Annotated in this window: 14 protein-coding genes and 1 pseudogene; 13 read left to right on the top strand and 2 right to left on the bottom strand. The window is 67.2% G+C overall.

All coding sequences use genetic code 11. The features are described 5' to 3' along the window. Window positions 1-7: 7 nt before the first annotated feature. Window positions 8-1075 (bottom strand): LacI family DNA-binding transcriptional regulator, encoded by a 1068-nt coding sequence (locus FHX33_RS16070; RefSeq protein WP_183428728.1) that lies wholly within the window; start codon window positions 1073-1075, stop codon window positions 8-10. A gap of 208 nt (window positions 1076-1283) precedes the next feature. Here FHX33_RS16070 and FHX33_RS16065 point away from each other — a divergent pair, with 208 nt between their 5' ends. Genes FHX33_RS16065 through FHX33_RS16045 form a run of 5 tightly spaced genes read left to right on the top strand, consistent with a single transcriptional unit; the run spans window position 1284 to window position 5925 of the window. Continuing rightward, on the top strand, window positions 1284-2150 hold the full coding sequence (locus FHX33_RS16065) for an ABC transporter substrate-binding protein (protein ID WP_021757857.1): 867 nt from the start codon (window positions 1284-1286) through the stop codon (window positions 2148-2150). Window positions 2151-2169: 19 nt separating this feature from the next. After that, window positions 2170-2958, top strand: a complete 789-nt coding sequence (locus FHX33_RS16060) for an amino acid ABC transporter permease (protein WP_021757859.1) — start codon at window positions 2170-2172, stop codon at window positions 2956-2958. Beyond that, window positions 2955-3725, top strand: coding sequence for an amino acid ABC transporter ATP-binding protein (locus tag FHX33_RS16055; RefSeq protein ID WP_021757862.1), 771 nt, complete (start codon window positions 2955-2957; stop codon window positions 3723-3725). The genes FHX33_RS16060 and FHX33_RS16055 overlap by 4 nt, the downstream gene beginning before the upstream one ends. Then, complete coding sequence (locus FHX33_RS16050) at window positions 3722-4741, top strand: Gfo/Idh/MocA family protein (RefSeq protein WP_183428727.1); 1020 nt, start codon at window positions 3722-3724, stop codon at window positions 4739-4741. The genes FHX33_RS16055 and FHX33_RS16050 overlap by 4 nt, the downstream gene beginning before the upstream one ends. Before the next feature lie 5 nt (window positions 4742-4746). Beyond that, window positions 4747-5925 (top strand): NAD(P)/FAD-dependent oxidoreductase, encoded by a 1179-nt coding sequence (locus FHX33_RS16045; protein WP_183428726.1) that lies wholly within the window; start codon window positions 4747-4749, stop codon window positions 5923-5925. A gap of 24 nt (window positions 5926-5949) precedes the next feature. On the opposite strand, the gene FHX33_RS16040 is transcribed toward FHX33_RS16045, so the two are convergent. Beyond that, window positions 5950-6180: a hypothetical protein gene (locus FHX33_RS16040; protein ID WP_021763228.1), complete on the bottom strand. Its 231-nt coding sequence runs from the start codon at window positions 6178-6180 to the stop codon at window positions 5950-5952. Window positions 6181-6218: 38 nt separating this feature from the next. On the opposite strand from FHX33_RS16040, the pseudogene FHX33_RS22290 reads away from it, so the two are divergent. The 8 genes and pseudogenes from FHX33_RS22290 to FHX33_RS16005 form a co-directional block, all read left to right on the top strand. Continuing rightward, window positions 6219-7004: pseudogene (locus tag FHX33_RS22290) on the top strand (phytoene desaturase family protein); the annotation flags it as partial. Window positions 7005-7310: 306 nt separating this feature from the next. Next, window positions 7311-7652, top strand: a complete 342-nt coding sequence (locus FHX33_RS21735) for a hypothetical protein (RefSeq protein ID WP_021763230.1) — start codon at window positions 7311-7313, stop codon at window positions 7650-7652. 285 nt (window positions 7653-7937) lie between these two features. Beyond that, on the top strand, window positions 7938-8816 hold the full coding sequence (locus FHX33_RS16030) for an ABC transporter ATP-binding protein (protein WP_021763231.1): 879 nt from the start codon (window positions 7938-7940) through the stop codon (window positions 8814-8816). Further along, window positions 8813-10009: an ABC transporter permease gene (locus tag FHX33_RS16025; RefSeq protein ID WP_021763232.1), complete on the top strand. Its 1197-nt coding sequence runs from the start codon at window positions 8813-8815 to the stop codon at window positions 10007-10009. Before FHX33_RS16030 ends, FHX33_RS16025 begins: the two co-directional genes overlap by 4 nt. Window positions 10010-10165: 156 nt before the next feature. Further along, window positions 10166-10333: a hypothetical protein gene (locus FHX33_RS16020; RefSeq protein WP_155829032.1), complete on the top strand. Its 168-nt coding sequence runs from the start codon at window positions 10166-10168 to the stop codon at window positions 10331-10333. A 213-nt stretch (window positions 10334-10546) separates the two neighbouring features. Further along, window positions 10547-12400 (top strand): alpha/beta fold hydrolase, encoded by a 1854-nt coding sequence (locus tag FHX33_RS16015; RefSeq protein WP_155829033.1) that lies wholly within the window; start codon window positions 10547-10549, stop codon window positions 12398-12400. 40 nt (window positions 12401-12440) lie between these two features. Beyond that, window positions 12441-12995, top strand: a complete 555-nt coding sequence (locus FHX33_RS16010) for a hypothetical protein (RefSeq protein ID WP_155829034.1) — start codon at window positions 12441-12443, stop codon at window positions 12993-12995. A 310-nt stretch (window positions 12996-13305) separates the two neighbouring features. Further along, window positions 13306-13726, top strand: a 421-nt coding sequence (locus FHX33_RS16005; RefSeq protein ID WP_183428725.1) for a class I SAM-dependent methyltransferase, incomplete at its 3' end; no start/stop codon positions are given.

The raw sequence follows: 13726 nt of genomic DNA, 5'->3' as shown, positions 1-13726 counted from the left end.
GCATCTCCTACGCCGGCGCCGCCCCCACCGACTCCCTGCTGAGAAGCCGGGTCTCGAAGACGAGGGCGGCGTCGGCGACGCGTTCGTCGCGCACGCGCTGCAGGGCGCGCCGGGCCGCTGCGGCGCCGAGCTCGTAGATGGGCTGCTCCACCACCGTCAGCGGCGGGGTGGTGATGGCCGTCCACGCGGGGTTGTCGAACGCGATCAGTGAGACGTCATCCGGGATGCGGAGACCGTCCGAGCGCACGGTGCTGAAGACGGACATGGCGATGAGGCTGTCGGAGGCGATGATGGCGGTGACGGGGGGATCCTCCTGGAGGAGCTCGCGGGTCACGACGTCCACGCCGCGCCTCCGGGCATCCAGCTGAATGTAGCGCTCCGGGTCATCGATCCCAGCGGCGTCGAGCGTCTCCAGGAAGCCGGTGACGCGGTCGGCGACCGAGGACATCGTGATCTCGTGGCCCCGCTGGTAGGTCGGCTGCGGGTACTCGTGGGTCGAGACGAACGCGATCCGCCGGTGGCCGTGACGCAGGAGCTCCTCGGTCGCGGCACGTGCGGCCGACCGGTTGTCGACGGTGACGGAGTCGTAGCCCTCGCCGTTCGCCCGGCGGTCCAGCAGCACCAGGGGGCGCCCGGCCCGGGCGGCGTTGCCGAGGTGCTCGACGTGCGCGGAGGAGGCGGGAGCCACGATGACCGCGTCGACCTGGTTGTCGAGCAGGACGTCCAGCGCAGCCTCCTCGGCCTCCACCGTCTCGTCGGAGTTGATGAGGATGACGGAGTAACCGGCCTCGCTGGCCACGTCGGAGATACCGCGCATCGCCACGGCGAAGAACGGGTTCTCGATGTCGCCCACGACGACCCCGATGGTGTTCGAGCGGCCGGTGTTCATCGACTTCGCGAGCGCGTTCGGGCGGTAGTCGAGTTCCTCTGCGGCCGCCAGCACGCGGTCGCGGACCGCCTGGCTCACCTGGCCGTACTCACCGAGCGCTCTCGCCGCCGTCGCCTTGGACACCTTCGCGACCCGGGCGATGTCCGCCACTGTCGCCGCACGTCTCGCCGGGTGCTGGGGGCTCATCGACGCCGCCTTCCGTTTCCATCTCGCCGCGTATCGCAAACATCATCGTATTGACGAACCCGCGAAGTGTCGGGTACAGTCCCAGAAAACCAACTGAGACCGGTCTCAGCGTAAGTTACTGAGACCGGTCTCTGCAACCACACAGATCGATGAGGATCGCTCCTTTCGCGTCCCCGCCGAACCGCCCAACGCACGATTGGACCCCGCAGTGAAACGACGCACTCTCCTCCGGCCCGCCGGACTCCTGGCGGCCGCCGCCACCGCCGCCCTCGTCCTCGCCGCCTGCAGTTCGGGCGGGGCCTCGGGCACCGCCACGAAGGACAACCCGTACGGATTGATCGAGGCGGGAACGGTCAGGGTCGCCAGCCTCGGCGACGCCAAGCCGTACACGTTCACCGACGCCAGTGGCAACTTCACCGGCTTCGACGTCGAGCTGTTCACCGACGTCGCCAAGCGCGCCCACCTCGGGAAGGCGGTCTTCACGGGCCAGGACTTCTCCGGCCTCCTCTCCGCCGTCGCCAACCACCAGTTCGACGTCGGCGTCGCCGCCATCGGCATCACCGACGAGCGCAAGAAGACGGTCGACTTCTCCGACGGCTACCTCGCCGGCTACCTCAGCGTCCTCACCACGAAGAGCTCGGGCATCGACTCGTCCGCCGACCTCGCGGGCAAGCGCCTCGGCGTCGTGCAGGGGACCCTGCAGGAGTCGTACGCGGTCAAGCACTTCCCGAAGGCCGACCTGGTGCGTTTCCCGGACAACAACGCGGCCGTCTCGGCGCTCAACAGCGGCTCGATCGACGCGCACTTCCTCGACTACGAGGCGCTGAAGAGCTACATCGCCCAGTACCCCGACCTGAAGGACGCGGAGGACATCCCGTCGTTCGACGCCCCCGCCGGCTTCGCCATCGCCAAGGGCAACCCGGCGCTGAAGAAGGCGCTCGACACCGCCCTGCACGCGGCGATGGAGGACGGCACCTGGAAGACGCTCTACCAGAAGTGGTTCCCGGGCTCGCCGATGCCCGAGCAGTACCTGCCGACGGCCGAGCAGACCTCGACCCCCACCCCCACCAAGTAGGCCGACAGGGAGAATCCCCATGGACTGGCTCAACACCATCTCGCACACCTTCTTCGACATCCCGTCGATGCTGCAGGTCTTCCCGCAGCTGCTGACCGTCGGATTGGTGAACACGCTGATCATCTCCGCCGCGGCGACCGTCCTCGGCGTCGTGCTCGGCATGGTCCTCGCGGTCATGGGGATCTCCACGTCGCGCTGGCTGCGCATCCCGGCGCGCATCTACACCGATGTGTTCCGCGGGCTGCCCGCGATCCTCACCATCCTGCTGATCGGGCAGGGCTTCGCGCGCTTCTCGCAGTCGATCTTCGGACCGTCGCCCTACCCGCTGGGGATCCTGGCGCTCTCGCTGATCGCCGCCGCGTATATCGGCGAGATCTTCCGCGCCGGCATCCAGAGCGTGGAGCGCGGCCAGCTGGAGGCCTGCCGGGCCCTCGGCCTGAGCTACGGCAAGGCGATGCGCCTCGTGGTGGTGCCCCAGGGCATCCGCCGCGTGCTGCCTGCCCTGGTCAACCAGTTCATCGCCATCGTCAAGGACTCCAGCCTCGTCTACTTCCTCGGCCTGCTGGTCGGGGAGCGCGAGCTCTTCCGTGTCGGACAGGATGCCGCCGTGCTGACGGGCAACCTCTCCCCACTGGTGCTGGCCGGCCTGTTCTACCTGGTCATCACGGTTCCACTGACCCATGTCGTGAACCACTTCGACAACCGGTTCCGCACCGGGCGCCGCCGGCCGGCCCCGCCCAAGAGCGGACTGGATGAGCTGGACGAGGTGCAGACCCCTGCGCCGATCACCCTCGGGAGCAACACATGACCTACACCTCTCCTCTGCCCGCGCAGACCCGCGCGGACCTGCGCGGCTCGTCGCTCGAGCTCGTCGACCTGACCATGGCGTACGGCGACATCGAGGTGCTCCGCGGCGTCTCCATCGCCGTCGCCCCCGGCACCACGACCTGCGTCATCGGCCCGTCGGGCTCGGGCAAGTCGACCATGCTCCGCGGCGTCAACCGGCTGCACGAGCCGAAGAGCGGCGACGTGCTGCTCGGGGGCGAGAGCATCCTGGCGACCAAGCCGGACACCCTGCGGCGCCGGATCGGACTGGTCTTCCAGCACTTCAACCTCTTCCCCGATCACACCGCCCTCCAGAACGTCACTCTGGCCCTGCGATCGGTCAAGAAGCTCCCCCGGGAGCAGGCCCAGCGCGTCGCGGAGGAGCGTCTGACCGAGGTCGGACTCGGCGAGCGGATGGACCACCGGCCCCGCGACCTCTCCGGCGGCCAGCAGCAGCGCGTCGCCATCGCCCGCGCGCTCGCGATGGAGCCGGAGGTCATGCTGTTCGACGAGGTCACCAGCGCGCTCGACCCCGAGCTCGTGAAGGGTGTCCTCAACCTCATGGCCGACCTCGGCCGCCGCGGCATGACTATGGTCGTCGTCACCCACGAGATGAACTTCGCCCGCAAGGTCGCCGACCAGGTGGTCTTCATGGACGAGGGACGCGTCGTGGAGGCCGGCCGCCCCGACGACCTGTTCGACCGGCCGCAGAGCCCCCGGCTCCAGCGCTTCCTGTCGGAGGTGCTGTGAGCGACGGGCACGCGATCCGCGTCGGGCTGATCGGCTACGGTGTCGCCGGCCGGGTGTTCCACGCCCCGTTCCTCGCGGCGGACCCCGCCTTCGAGCTGGCGGCCGTCGTGACGTCGCAGGCCGACCGCCTCGCGGCCGACCACCCGGGCGCGATCGCCGTCGCCGACGTGGAGGCGCTGCTCGCGCATCCCGGACTCGACCTCGTGGTCGTGGCCTCGCCGACACCGCTCCACGTCGCCCACGCGACCGCGGCGATCGACGCCGGGATCGCGACGGTGGTCGACAAGCCGTTCAGCCCCGACGCCGCGTCCGGCCGGGCCCTGATCGAGCGGGCCGACGCGGCCGGAGTCCCGTTCACCGTCTTCCAGAACCGCCGCTGGGACGGCGACTTCGTGACGCTGCGCCGCCTGGTCGCGGAGGGTGCGCTGGGCGACGTCCGGCGCTTCGAGTCGCGGTTCGAGTGGTGGATGCCCTCCGCCGGCGACTCCTGGAAGGCGACCACCGCGGCGGGGGACGGCGGTGGCGTGCTGCTCGACCTCGGCGCCCACCTGATCGACCAGGCCCTCCTGCTGTTCGGGCCGGCCGCCGTCGCGCACGCCGAGGTCCGGAACCGCCGCGGTGGTGCGGCCGAGGACGACGTCTTCGTCGTGCTCGACCACGTCTGCGGGACCACGAGTCATCTCTGGATGAGCGCGGTGGCCCCGCTCTCGGGCCCGCGTTTCCGCACCCTGGGATCCCTCGGCGGATTCCTCTCGTGGGGGCTCGACCCGCAGGAGGATCAGCTCGGCGCCGGGATGCAGCCGGGCGACCCGCGGCTCGGCGTCGCCGGCACGACCGCCCGTCTCGGCACGGACGCCCACCACGACGGCCTGCCGCTCGAACCGGGCGACTACGCCGATTTCTACCGCCGGCTCGCGGAGTCGCTGCGTGGCGGCTCGCCGCTCCCCGTCGACCCACGGGACAGCCTCGCCGTCCTCGAACTGATCGACACCATCCACACCTGGAACCGAAAGTGAGCACCATGACCACCCCCTCCATCCGTCCCCGCGTCGTCGTCATCGGCGGCGGGATCCTCGGCGCCTCGACGTGCGCCCAGCTGGCCAGGGGCGGCGCCGACGTGACGCTCGTCACGGCGGGGTCCCTCGCCGACGGCGCCTCCGGTCGTTCGATCGCGTGGCTGAACTCCTCCGGCGATCGCACCCCCGAGTACCACTACCTGCGGCTGATCGCGCTCGACCGCTACCGCACCTGGCGCGAGCAGCACCCCGACAGCCGGGGGTACCTCCGGTTCGACGGCGCGCTCAAGTGGGCCGGGGAAGGCGAGAGCTTCCGCGACACCTTCGCCTTCGAGCGGGCCAACGGCTACGACTCGATCTGGGTCGACCGCAGCGAGATCGCGCGGTTCGCGCCGGATGTCGACCCCGCGTCCGTCGCCGAGGAGGGCGCCATCTTCAACGCGGGGGAGGGCTGGGTGAGCCTGCCCGACCTCATCGCCGCCCTCATCGCGGAGGCCGTGGCGGACGGCGCGACGGTCGTCGAGCGCGCCGGCCAGGCACGGGTCGATGTCGTCGACGGAGCCGCGGCCGGAGTGATCCTGGCGGACGGCACCCGGCTGGCCGCGGACCACGTCGTGCTCGCGACGGGGCCGGGCGTCCCCGCGCAGCTCGCCGCTCTGGGCGTGACCGTCCCGGATGCGACCCCGACCGCCTTCGTGGTGTTCACCGAGCCCGTGGATGCCGGGGTGACCACGGTGCTCAACACCCCGCGCGTCGCCGTGCGGCCGACCCCGGATGGGCGTCTCGTGCTCGACGCGGACTGGGCCGAGCAGTCGACCTCCGTCGCGGACGACGGCACGATCACCGTGCCGGAGGAGTCGGTCGCGGGCCTGCTCCGGGAGGCGTCGAAGGTCCTTGCCGGGCACCCGACCCTCAGCGCTGCACGCATCGGCGCCGGTCTGAAGCCGATCCCCGGCGACGGCGAGCCGGTGGCCGGCCCGGTGCCGTCGATCCCGGGCCTGTACGCCCTGTTCACCCACTCGGGCGCGACCCTCGGCCTCGCGCTGGGCGAGCTCGCCGCGGAGGAGATCCTCACCGGAACACCGTCGCCCGTCCTGGAGACGTTCCGCCTCGACCGGTTCGGCGCGGACGCACAGGACGACGCTGTCGCGACGGGCGCGTGGAAGCCGGTGCTGCAGAAGTAGCTCCACCGGGCTGCCCCGGCGCCGCTATCCGAGATCGGGGCGCGCCGGGGCAGTCGGCTTCGGGGCGCCCTGGTCGAGGACGGCCTGGATGATGGCAGCCGTCCGCGCTGTCAGCTCGTCGCCGGGGTAGAAGGACTCGTAGAGGGCCTCGACATCATCGACCGACGTGAGGCCGATCGCGGGGATCAGCGTTTCCAGGTCCTCGAGTGCCCGTCGACCCAGCGGGCAAGCGCAGGTGCCAGCGGTAATTCTCATATCGTATGAGCAGATGTTCAATGTAACCTCTGCACGATATGAATGCTGTGGTGGTTGGAAGCGGCCCGAATGGTTTGGCTGCGGCCGTGACGCTCGCTCGAGCAGGAGTCCCGGTCGAGGTATTCGAGGCGACCGCCGACTACGGCGGTGCTCTGCGGTCGACGGAGTTCGGCGAGACCGGAGCAGTGATCGACCTGGGGTCTGCCGTGCATCCTTTCGTTGCCGCTTCGCCCTTCTTCACAGAATGGGCGGCCCTCGAACGGGTCCCATACGTGACACCGGATATCTCCTACGCCCACCCGCTCCCGCGCGGCGCCGCCACCATCGCCTACCGCGACCTTGAACGCACGATCGACTCGCTCGGCGCTGACGGAGACGCGTGGCGGCGACTCTTCTCGATCGCTGTCGACCACCCCATCCAAGTCAGTGCCGTTGCAACCCAGCCCGTCCTACGCACCGCCCTCAAGCCGTGGACTGCGCTGCCCATGGCGCAGGGAATCGTGCAGGCCCTGCTCGGTCATCCCCGCCCATCGAATGGTCGCGCGGCAGCACTGTTCGCCGGCGTCGCCGCTCATTCCGGTGCGCCACTCGGCGGGGCGAGCTCCGCCAGCGTAGGTCTGGTGCTCGGCGTCCTCGCGCACACGAGCGGATGGCCGCTCCCGATCGGTGGGGCGGGGCGCCTGGCCGATGCTCTCGTCGCTGACCTTCGCGCACACGGAGGCGTCTTGCACCTCCAGCGGCCCGTCCGCCACTGGGACGATCTGCCGCCAGCGGACGTCGTCCTCCTTGCGACTTCCGCCCGAGACGCCGAGCGAATAGTCGCCACAGGCCCCCGTCGACGAACGCGAGCTCGCAGGACGCTCTTCCCTGGACCTGGCGTGTTCAAGCTCGACCTGCTTCTGTCGGAGCCGCTGCCGTGGTTGAACCCGGAGGTGAGGCAGTCCCCGACCGTGCACCTCGGCGGCCCAGCAGCTGAGCTCCGGCACGCGGAACGCGAGGTGGCCGCCGGCCGCCTGCCCGCAAATCCCTTTGTAATGCTCACACAACCCACCGTCGTAGACCCGTCCCGCGGACGCGGCCGCCACACGGCCTGGGCGTACACTCGCGTCCCCGCGGGTTGCCCCCTCGACATGACGGAGCAGATCCTCGACCGGATCGAAGAGTTCGCACCTGGTGCCCGCGACGTGATCCTGTCCATCACAGCCACTCGCCCCGCCGAACTCGAAGCGCTCAACCCGAGCCTGATCGGTGGAGACATCCTCGCCGGCACCACCCGGGGGCTTGCGTTCGCCAGGCGCCCTACTCTCCACCCCGCGCCCTGGCGCACACCCGTCCGCGGTGTTTACCACTGCTCCAGTGCCGTAGCCCCAGGCCCCGGTGTCCACGGCATGGTCGGCCACCTCGCCGCCCTCGACGCGCTCCGCACCCACTTCAATCTGGCCGCGCCGGCACTCGGATCGACGCGGACCTGAAGCCGGCGTCACCTCACATCTGAGCTCGGTCCAGGCTGTGCTCCACCTTCCATGTGCGGGACGCGTAAACCATGGCCGTGACTACGCAGGCCGTGCCTCAACTGCTTAACCGGACGCTGACCGGTACTGCAGAATCGCCAGTCTGCCCCCGTGTGAGATCCGAAGGCTCATACGCTCGAAAAGCGATCCGGACATGCTGGCACACGCGACACGATCGCGGTCTGGACTGTGGAACGGCAATCAAAGGCGAGGGGCTGTATGCGAGTAGACGTCTCGAATTTCCGGATGGTTTTCGGGGACCGAGTGCTCATAGATGATCTCTCGTTCTCGGTCGCGTCCGGGGAAACCTTCGGATTTCTCGGCAGCAACGGCTCCGGCAAGACCACGACGCTGCGCGCACTACTCGGAATGCTGCAGCCCACCGGGGGCCAGTTGCTCATCGATGGCCAGACGTTCCGTCCAGGAGATCGCGCGCGGGTGGGTTACCTCCCGGAGGAGCGCGGTCTGTATCGCAAGGACACCGTTCTCGATGTGATGGCGTACTTCGCCGAGATCAAGGGATTGGGTCGCAAGGAGGCCCGCGCCTGGTCGGAAACCTACCTGGAGCGCGTCGGGCTCGCTGACCGGGCACGGATGCGACTCGAGAAGCTCTCCGGCGGTCAGCAACAGAAGGTCCAGCTGGGCGTAGCCATTATGGGGGACCCGGGCCTGCTGATCCTCGATGAGCCGGCGAAGGGGTTGGACCCGGTCAATCGGCAGCTACTGATGGATCTGATCGCCGAACGCAAGGCGGCGGGAGCGACCGTGATCCTCGTCACCCACAACATGGACGAAGTCGAGCGGCTGTGTGACCGTGCACTCCTGCTGCGGGACGGGCACGCCGCCGCGTACGGGACGATCCAGGAGATCCAGGACGTCCACGGCGCCCGAACGATCGCGACTCGCCTGCTGGGAGAACTGCCAGTATCGCCGCTCTACACCGTGGCACGCCGCGTCGGCGATGTCGTCGAGCTGCTTCCGACCGCTGGCGCGACGGATGAGGACATCCTTGCTGCCCTGGTCGCCGGCGATGCACGCCCGGTCTCCTACGAACCGAAACGAGTGTCGATGGATCAGGTGTTCGTCAGCCTCTATGGCGCTGCCAACGAGGAGGTCTACGCATGAGCGCCAATCAGGTCCGTATCGTCACCCGGTTCGAACTCACCAGGACAATCCGCCGGCCACAGTTCTGGATCGCCGCCCTCCTTCTTCCCGCTCTGATGGCGGCAATGATCGCCGTGATGACCTGGGCGGGCACCTCCACCCCCGAGACGTCGGAGCCCGTCAGCTTCGAATACTCAGACGACTCGGGAATCATCTCCGAGGCCGCAGCGGCGCGTCTGGGAGGGCGCCCGGCGGGCTCCGACGCGGAACAGCGCACGAAGGACGGGAAGCTCACCGCATACCTCCACTATCCAACCAACCCCAGCACGGAGCTCGTCGAGATCCACGCGGCTGACCGCGGCCCATTCGGCAACAGTGATTACACGACCCTCGCCCGTGAACTATTCACCCTCAGCATCGACAGCACCCTCGACCCGAGCACCGCAGAACTGGTTCGAACGACGCCGGCAACGACGATCCACGCCTACACAGACGGTGCCCCCTCCGGAGGGATCTCCGCAATGATCCTGCCCGCCTTGCTCGCCGTACTGCTGATCCTGATCGTCTCACTGCTGGGCAACCAGATGCTGAACTCCGCCGTTGAGGAGAAGGAAAACCGGATCAGCGAGATGATCCTCGTCTCCCTCCCCGCCCGCGCCCTCATCCAGGGCAAGATCCTCGCCCTCGCCCTGCTGGGTCTGGTACAGATCGGGATCTTCGTCATCACCGGGGTGCTGCTCTACGCTGCCGCCGCACCGACCGTAGACCTCAGCTTCCTCGGGATCGACACGATCGTCGTGGACCCCGTGCGCGTCGGGCTTGGGCTCGCACTCCTCATGGGCGGTCTGCTCACCCTTGCCGCTGTCTTGGTCCTGATCGGGGCAGCCATGCCGTCGGCCAAAGATGCCGCGCCGTTCTACAGCGCCGTCGTGATCGTCACCATCGCGCCGCTCTACTTCATCACCACCATCCTCATGACACCTGACAGCCCCGTCGTGGCGATCCTGACCTATTTCCCGTTCACTGCACCCATGACCGCATTGCTCCTGAACGCGACCGGAGCGCTCAACCCCTGGGCCGGGGCCCTTATCGCGATCGGCTTGTTCGTGATCGGCGCGCTGATCCTGCGACTGGCGATCGCCGCGTTCCAACTCGGCGTCATCCAGTACGACCAAAGACTCCGCGTCAAAGACCTCATCTCCCGCCCCGCGTAGACCACAGCGAAAGGAATTCGGTGTCCGCCACAACCTCAGATGGCAGCCCCCGTGGTCCGCCTCGGCCATGGCTAGCCCTTCATCCACGAATCACAACGAAGTCATACGAACCGGTGCCGTCCGCCTGATCGGCACCGGAATGAAAGGAGCTACAAGATGAGCAACGTACTCGGATACGTCAACGCCAACGCGAAAAGCACCGCGGGAGGGTCTCGAGTTCAGGTCATGCCCAGCGAAAGCGCCCCCGTTCTCGCATGTCCGGTTGTGGCGTTTGCCGCGATCGGCTTCGGCATGTACACGGTCTTCAACAAGTGCTTCGGCTAGGACACGACTGACATGCTGCTACAAGCAATCGAAGACCAGACGTCGCGCGCGGGTGTCTCCCTGGAGCGAATGACGATCACGCGGAAGCCTGACGCGGCGGTCCTGGCTACCCCGACTCTTGCCATGGCCTTTGGCGCCCTCCAAGGAGGATGGTTCGTGGGCGAGATGGTCAAGAACGTCATTCGCGGTGGCTGAACACTGAGCATCGGAGTCGTGTTGTATTTCCGTAATTCTGCCGACATGAGCTCCGGTGTACGTCGCCGGCGAGCCCTCACCACTGGTGAGCGGTTCGCCGGCTTCAGCTGTGCCGTGAGTAGCCTGGAGGCGTTAGCCGACCATCGAGAACTCAACGATGATGGTGTCCGACGCGCGTCAAAGATCAACCGCCAGGACCCCGGCAAGACCGTGATCGGGCGCGCGATCTTCCGGGCGCTCGATCGCAAGTGGGCATTAGTCGCCCTGCACTCCAGCCGAGTCCTGGCCGGAACTCTCCTAACCGTCTCCCCCACCCCAAAATCTCGCGCAGCCCACATCATCCGAGGCATAGCGGGCGCGCAGTTAGCGGTCTCCGAGGGCCTTCTGGCCTTCTACAACCGCTACGGCTCCGATGGGGCGGATCAAGCGACAACGCAGATCCTTGCTCCTGCCGCGATAGCGCGTCTCTCGACCAACCCACGCGTTCAAGATGCCGCGTTATGGTACACGGCGTTGCAGGGAACCCTCTCCTACGCAGTCGCCGGCGTGGCCAAGCTCTTCGGGAAGGAGTGGCGCGAAGGAACCGCCATCACGGGCGTCCTCCGCACGCAGGGATACGGCCATGAACGACTCTGGAAATTCTTCGACCGACACCCGAAACTCGCAAAATCCGCGACATGGGGCACCGTTGCCTGGGAGGTGAGCTATCCGCTCGCGCTCCTTCCGGCGCCCGCGATCACGCGTCTTTACTCCGCCTCAGCAATCGCCTTCCACCTGGTGAACGGCTACGCGATGGGACTGGGCCGGTTCGCATGGGCATTCGCCGGTGTGCACCCGGCCATCAACTACGTTGCTCACCCTGGCCTCCAGGTCCACAGGCCGGCGGGAGACGTCCCGCGCGCTGCGGTCGCAACGAGCGCAGTAGCGATCGGTGGGCTAGCGGTGGCAAACGTCGCTCGATCACTTTCGCTACGTGAGCTTCCTCTCGGCTGGGAACAGATCACCGCTTCTTCGGGCAACACCCTCGCCTACCAGGGCCGCTCCGGCGTCGGTGACACGCTCGTCGTCTTCGAAGGAGGATTGGCCGCGTCGATCGAGATGTACCAGTGGTACGCCGACTCGCTCACGCAGAAGACGGACTTCAGCGTCGTCGCGTATGAGCGCGCTGGCTACGGCGCAAGCACACTCTCTCCACAACGTGAAGCCGAGTGGACCTTAGACGCCGCGGTCGACGACCTCAAATCGCTCATCGACCATCTGCGACTACCAGACCAGCGCCTGGTCATCGCCGCCCACTCGATGGGCGGGGAAATCGCACGCCTCCTCGTAAACCGGTATCCCGGCTTCGTCGATGCGTTGGTCTTCATTGACAGCACGAACATTAACCAGTTCACCGACGGCTCACTGTCCATGAAGGAGCAACGAAAGCTCCTTGACGCGTTCGCCACACAGCGAAGGATCACGTCGTTCGGGATCGGCCCGCTCAATCCGGGCACTCCCCCCACCCGCTACCTCCCCGCTCACTCAAGGAAAAGAGCGGTAGCTCAGGAGCGCAACCACCGCATGTGGCGGGCCGCACAGCGGGAGTACGCGGCGCTGCTCCGATCGCTGCCCGACCAGCCGATCCCACTCTTCACGACCCCGATCCCCTGCCTCGTCGTCGCGTCCAAGGCGACGGTCGAACTCGACGATCAACGAAAGCACCAGGAGGAGCTCGTCGAGGCCACGCGCGATCCCTCTCACGCGGACCTGGATCTCGTCGTCGTCGACGGCAAGCACGACTCGATGATCGCCATGCCGCACCTCGCAGCTGACCTGGCCAACATCACCATCGACTTCTTGAAGGGCAGGCCGGTACATGGTGCGGCATAAGGGCATCACGCTAGCGACCGTCGTCGGGGTTGCCGCATCCATGCTGACCATCACCGTGCTCCAGCAAATGCCCGGAGGGGCATACGCGCGGATCCGGGCAAAAGACTCCGCAGCCTTGATACCCATGTGGAGCTTCTTCGCACCACGACCGGCCATACACGACTACGAACCGCTTCATCGATTCATCCGCTGCGACGGTCAACCTACACCCTGGATGCACACGATCGAGCCACAGAAGCGCGGCCTCCTCGACAACATCTGGGCTCCTCAGCGCAGACTCAGGAAGTCCATCTTCGACATGACCAGCGACCTCCTCCCGCTCATCCAGGAGCGGGACGTCGATGCGATCGAAACAGTGCCCGCCTACACCGGTCTACGCGACTATGTCCTACGGTTGGCCCGCGAACGAGAGGACCCCGAAATCGCTGCCGTCCAGTTCCTCGTGACCCTCCACGGCGGCTACGACGAGTCGGTCGATCCCGAGATTCTGTTCATCTCGAAGGCTCATCAGCTGGATAAGACATCGCCAACGCCTCCTCCCACTGCCGGCGAGTCTCCGGCGAGCGAAAGGGGGCGCGATGGGCTACTTCTCTGACCTCATTCGACGCGACGAATGGGCTCGAACCCCAGCAAGTATCAAGTACCCCTTCGCTGCCTTCATCGCCGCCAGTCTGCTCACCATAACCGCTTCGATCCTGATCGGATGGCCGGGCCCGCTATGGCGCGAGGGACTCGCCGCGCTGGTCGGATACACGGCAGGCGCGATCGTTCGAGCATGCCAGAAACATCGAGCCAAACGCTCACCATCAGCCTCGGGCAAGTACGCAGGAGCGACGTGCCGCGGGCCGCGCGGACGGTAACCCCCGAATTCAACTCAATTCCTTCTATCTTCAAATTGGAGACTCATGACCGCAAGCACCACGCCCTCGTACCTCCACTACGGCGCCGACTTCGCCGACATCTACGACACGATCTTCCCCCGGACGACGATCGGTCCAGGCGAACTCGCCTGGCTCTCTGGACACGTCGGCGGCGGGAAACGCGTGCTCGAGCTGGGCGTGGGTACCGGCCGCGTCGCCCTGCCCTTGGCGGAACGACTTGCAGAAGGCGGCCAACCCGTCGAGTATCACGGCATCGACATCAGCACCGAGATGCTCGCCCAACTCGAGGACGCCGACACCGCCGGCCGCGTCACTGGCACGCGCGGTGACATCGTCTACGACCACTACGGCGTCGACTACGACATCATCCTGTGCGTGTGCGCCACCATCTCGATGATCACGAAACCGGACGATCAAGCTCGCGTCTTCGTCAACGCCGCGAAGA

The organism is Leifsonia aquatica, from assembly GCF_014190775.1.
Lineage (GTDB): Bacteria > Actinomycetota > Actinomycetes > Actinomycetales > Microbacteriaceae > Leifsonia > Leifsonia aquatica.
The sequence above is the reverse complement of the archived record's forward strand: the minus strand, read 5'-3'. Positions and strand labels throughout refer to the sequence as shown.

What these genes read in the sequence shown, in the direction of transcription:
- FHX33_RS16070 (WP_183428728.1), bottom strand. Translation starts at nt 1,075, where the DNA reads ATGAGCCCCCAGCACCCGGCGAGACGTGCGGCGACAGTGGCGGACATC.
- FHX33_RS16060 (WP_021757859.1), top strand. Translation starts at nt 2,170, where the DNA reads ATGGACTGGCTCAACACCATCTCGCACACCTTCTTCGACATCCCGTCG.
- FHX33_RS16055 (WP_021757862.1), top strand. Translation starts at nt 2,955, where the DNA reads ATGACCTACACCTCTCCTCTGCCCGCGCAGACCCGCGCGGACCTGCGC.
- FHX33_RS16045 (WP_183428726.1), top strand. Translation starts at nt 4,747, where the DNA reads ATGACCACCCCCTCCATCCGTCCCCGCGTCGTCGTCATCGGCGGCGGG.
- FHX33_RS16040 (WP_021763228.1), bottom strand. Translation starts at nt 6,180, where the DNA reads ATGAGAATTACCGCTGGCACCTGCGCTTGCCCGCTGGGTCGACGGGCA.
- FHX33_RS21735 (WP_021763230.1), top strand. Translation starts at nt 7,311, where the DNA reads ATGACGGAGCAGATCCTCGACCGGATCGAAGAGTTCGCACCTGGTGCC.
- FHX33_RS16030 (WP_021763231.1), top strand. Translation starts at nt 7,938, where the DNA reads ATGGTTTTCGGGGACCGAGTGCTCATAGATGATCTCTCGTTCTCGGTC.
- FHX33_RS16025 (WP_021763232.1), top strand. Translation starts at nt 8,813, where the DNA reads ATGAGCGCCAATCAGGTCCGTATCGTCACCCGGTTCGAACTCACCAGG.
- FHX33_RS16020 (WP_155829032.1), top strand. Translation starts at nt 10,166, where the DNA reads ATGAGCAACGTACTCGGATACGTCAACGCCAACGCGAAAAGCACCGCG.
- FHX33_RS16010 (WP_155829034.1), top strand. Translation starts at nt 12,441, where the DNA reads ATGCTGACCATCACCGTGCTCCAGCAAATGCCCGGAGGGGCATACGCG.